This is a genomic window from Chryseobacterium tongliaonense (assembly GCF_041224435.1).
In the GTDB taxonomy this organism is placed as follows: Bacteria; Bacteroidota; Bacteroidia; order Flavobacteriales; family Weeksellaceae; genus Chryseobacterium; species Chryseobacterium tongliaoense.
Genome location: NZ_JBGFFD010000023.1, coordinates 1 through 4,059 on the forward strand (window position 1 = coordinate 1; position 4,059 = coordinate 4,059).

Consider the following 4,059-nt stretch of genomic DNA (forward strand, 5'->3'; position numbering starts at 1 on the left):
AATTTAATGTCTAATCAATCTAAAAATGTAGCATAAAGAAGTATATAAATTTTGTCTCAAAAATTGTTGCAAGTTCAAATACGACATGCTTTGTCGCCTTGTACAAATATCTTTGTAATATATAATTCTTAAACATGACAACTTAAATTAAATTTCATTAATTAAAATTTTTAACTATTAAAAATAGTTAAATTTGTAAAATTTCACTAACTAAAGTGATTATTAACCTTATAATGCGCAAATAGATGAAAAAATTCTACATGAGTGTACTTACAATGTACACATTCTTGAGCGTTTCTGCTCAAGAAGTGGCATGGCAAAAAGACATTCAATCTTCTACCCAGGATTTTCTGAGTCAGGTTACCACAACCGTAGATCAGCAGTATCTAATTACAGGAAGTAGTATTCAAGCTTCTAAACTTTCTACAGACAATAAACAAAACAATGGTTACGATTTCCATTTGGTTAAGCTTAATCAGCAAGGAGAAGAAGTCTGGGAAAAATATTTTTCCGGAAAGAACCATGATTTTTTATCTGCAACTGTTACCACTGAGGAGGGAGGCAGTTTATTAGCTGGAACTTCCTATTCCGGAAAAGGACTGGATAAAAAAGATGATTCTAAAGGAGGCTCAGACATTTGGCTTGTAAGAATCAATGAGTTTGGCGATGAATTATGGCAAAAAACATTGGGTGGTTCTTCTGATGAAGAGGCAAGATCAGTGATTCAGACTACGGATTTAGGATTTTTTGTAGCTGGAAATGTTCAGAACTCATCAAAAGGCTACGGATCAAAAGATGTTTTGATTGTAAGACTGGATAAAAACGGAAAAGAAATCTCACAGCTTGTTTTAGGAGGAAGAGGACTGGATGAATTAGAAAAAATGATTCCTACGAAAGACGGCGGTGCTTTACTGGGAATGTATTCCAGAAGTAGTGCTACAGGATCAAAGAAAACAGAAAACTATGGAGAAGGTGATTACTGGATCGTAAAGCTCAGTAAAGACGGAAAAGTGGAATGGGAAAAGAATTTCGGAGGGAATGGTGATGATCATTTAAGAACTCTTGCTTTAACATCCACAGGCTATTTAATCGGCGGCGAATCAAGATCGGAAAAATCGGGTAATAAAAGTGTAGGCATAGAAGAAGGAACAGATTTATGGCTGATCTCACTTAATGAAAGAGGGGAAGAAATCTGGCAGAAATCCTACAATTTTAAAAACAGAGATGTACTCATGGGAATGAGTGTGATTCAAAACCTCTCAACTGACAACTCTCAACCATCAACTAAAGGCATCCTGCTCGGAGGTTATACCCAGGCAGAAGGAAGAATAGAAAATGATGATGAAACATTCTGGATGCTGTATTTAAATCAGGATGGAAATGAAGAGTGGAGAAAACATGTGAAAGGAGAATCCAGAAAAAGAGAGGAAAGACTTTCGGATATTAAACTAAACAGAGATGGGTCAATCATTCTGGCAGGCACAAGTGCCGAGGAACTGGGAAAAGAGAACTGGAAGATTGTAAAGCTGAGAGATAAACAGATAGACCAGTTAATCGAAAAGCAGGATATTAAGATTTACCCGAATCCGGTGACTGATTATGCTTATGTGGAGATAGGCTCCCAATTCAAAGAAGCTGAGATTATAGTTTATGATATGGGGGGAAGACAGCTTCAGAGTCTAAAGACAAAGAATATGGTGACCAGGATCAATACACAGGCACTGATTCAGGGAGCTTACCTTGTGGTTGTGAAAATGGATACGAATAAAACAGCGAATGCTAAACTCATAAAGAAATAATAACAGAAATGAAAAATCCAAATAAAAACTTAAAACAAATTATTTTCGTTTTATTTCTTTTAGGAAGTATTTTGGTACCTGCACAAAGTGAAGTTTTTCAATACCAAAAAGAATCTTTTCTAAGAAATTATGAAAATGATTATTCCAAAGGAAAAACAGACGTAAGTGTCCCATTTTTAAACGTACCTACCAATAAGGCCAATTTAGCAATAAATGTAGGACTTTCCTATAATAATGATAATGTATCCTCTCATGGTATGATTGGGGAAGTAGGCCCCGGGTGGAGCCTTAGCAATGGCGGCGGGGTGATCACAAGGTTTTTTCAGGTAGGTAGAAGTGATGCTTCGACTATTGTGTATCAATATAGTTTTTTAGGAAAAAGCGGGCGTTTTTATATAAAATACAAAGATAGTAGCACCGGGGGAATTGAGGTTTTAGAATCCTATCCGTCGAAAAATAAAATTTCTATACAAACAGAATCTGACCGTAACTATTTTACCTCATTTAAAATAGTTGATGAAAAAGGCTATAAGTATATTTTTGATAAAAAAAACATTTCATATCAATATGAATTTCCTGATATGCAATCAGTACCATTAGGTCATCAAGCCGCTGGTCCTTCTGCAAAAAGAGAACTTTATACCAGTTCATTTTATCTGACAAAAATTTTAGATGAAAAAGATAATGTCATTGTAACCTATGAATTTGATGTCAGTACTGCTTCAATCAACAATGGGGATAAGCAAATTGTAAGAAATAGGGTAAATAAAATCAATATCACTAATGTAGGAACAATCAATTTTGGTTATAGTAAAGGGCCTTGGAATTATCAGGATCAAGACAAAGATAATTTTATATTAAATAATGTTGTACTCAAGAATAAAAGTAACCAGATCATCAATCAGTATTATCTCGAATATATAGGAAACAGGCAACTTTATCAGGTAACTCAAAAAGACAAAAATAATAATGAGATTGGGAAATATTTATTTTCATATATATCAAGAAATTGGGGTTTTGGAAGTTATGATAAGTATGGATTTTTTAATGGTGCCCTTCCCTGTGCAATAGAAAATGAGCACAAATACATTAACAATATCAATCCTTATACTTATGATGATGGATTTCTTAAAAGCATTACATTTCCTACAGGCGGAAGAATTGAATATGAATACGAAGCCAATACATTACCTATAGATCCCTATCAGGCACAAAGTACAAGCCAGGATTTTTCAGATTTCGAAATAGACAAGCTTTTTGAAGTGAATTATGATACACAGACTGCCAATATTTATCCCTTCACGATCAATAATCCATCTAATTATTCACAATTTGTTATAGGAACCACATATGAGTTTCATGATCAAACAGGTGACCCGCATCCAAGTTTTAATTTTGATTATAAACTATTTAAACAAAATGGAGATTCAATTCAGAAGAAAAATTACTTAAATCAAGTGGATGGTACTGTATGTGGTATTAAAATTTTTAATTTAGAAAATGCCTCTTCAAATTTACCATTAAATTTAAGGATTTACGGAGTAGTTTATGGAACTGCTAAAATCTATGGGGTAAGAAAATTAAGTCGTAATTATAAATACTCTAAGGGTGGAAGAATAAAAAGAATTAAAAAATTTGAAAACCTTACCTCTGCACCATCTCAGGTGTTAAGCTTTGATTATAACCTTTTTTCAGACCCTTCCAAAAGCAGTGGAACTACTTATCTGGATTCCCCTGATTATTATGACTCAGGTATCAATCCACCTTTAATGGTTACAGCAGATGGGCAAGATTTCAGGAGTGACCAGGAAATGGTGATCTATCAGAATGTAAAGGTTACTGATTCAATTAAAAATATCTCTACCAGATATACTTATCTGATGCCTGATGAGGTATACACCCTTTTTGGTAATAACACCGATTCCTCATTTTCATTTGATTTTAACGGAACGATAAAAAAAATGGGTCTGGTAAAAAAAATAGAAAAATATGACTCTAATAATGCACCTGTAGAAAACACAAATATTACCCATACGATGGAATATATTCCTTTTAATAATTTAGTGAATAATATTAATCAACCATCAAAAATTTTATGGATCAAATCTATAAATACCACTAATCAGGTTAGTGTAAACAGTTCGAATACTTTACAGTCCAGTGGACAGAAGTTTTTTGAATCAGGAAATAACCTTTTAATCAAAGAAACATCAACAGATTTTACAGGCTCGGTTACAGAGTCAAATAGATATTATCCTAA

2 protein-coding genes are annotated in these 4,059 nt (G+C 33.5%); both read left to right on the forward strand.

Translation table 11 applies throughout. From position 1 onward, the window contains the following. Positions 1-245: 245 nt before the first annotated feature. Positions 246-1,799 carry a T9SS type A sorting domain-containing protein gene (locus tag AB8P06_RS20510; protein WP_369844495.1) on the forward strand — a complete coding sequence of 518 codons (1,554 nt, stop codon included), beginning with the start codon at positions 246-248 and terminating at the stop codon, positions 1,797-1,799. A gap of 8 nt (positions 1,800-1,807) precedes the next feature. Further along, positions 1,808-4,059: hypothetical protein (locus AB8P06_RS20515; RefSeq protein ID WP_369844497.1), on the forward strand; the 2,252-nt coding region annotated here is incomplete at its 3' end.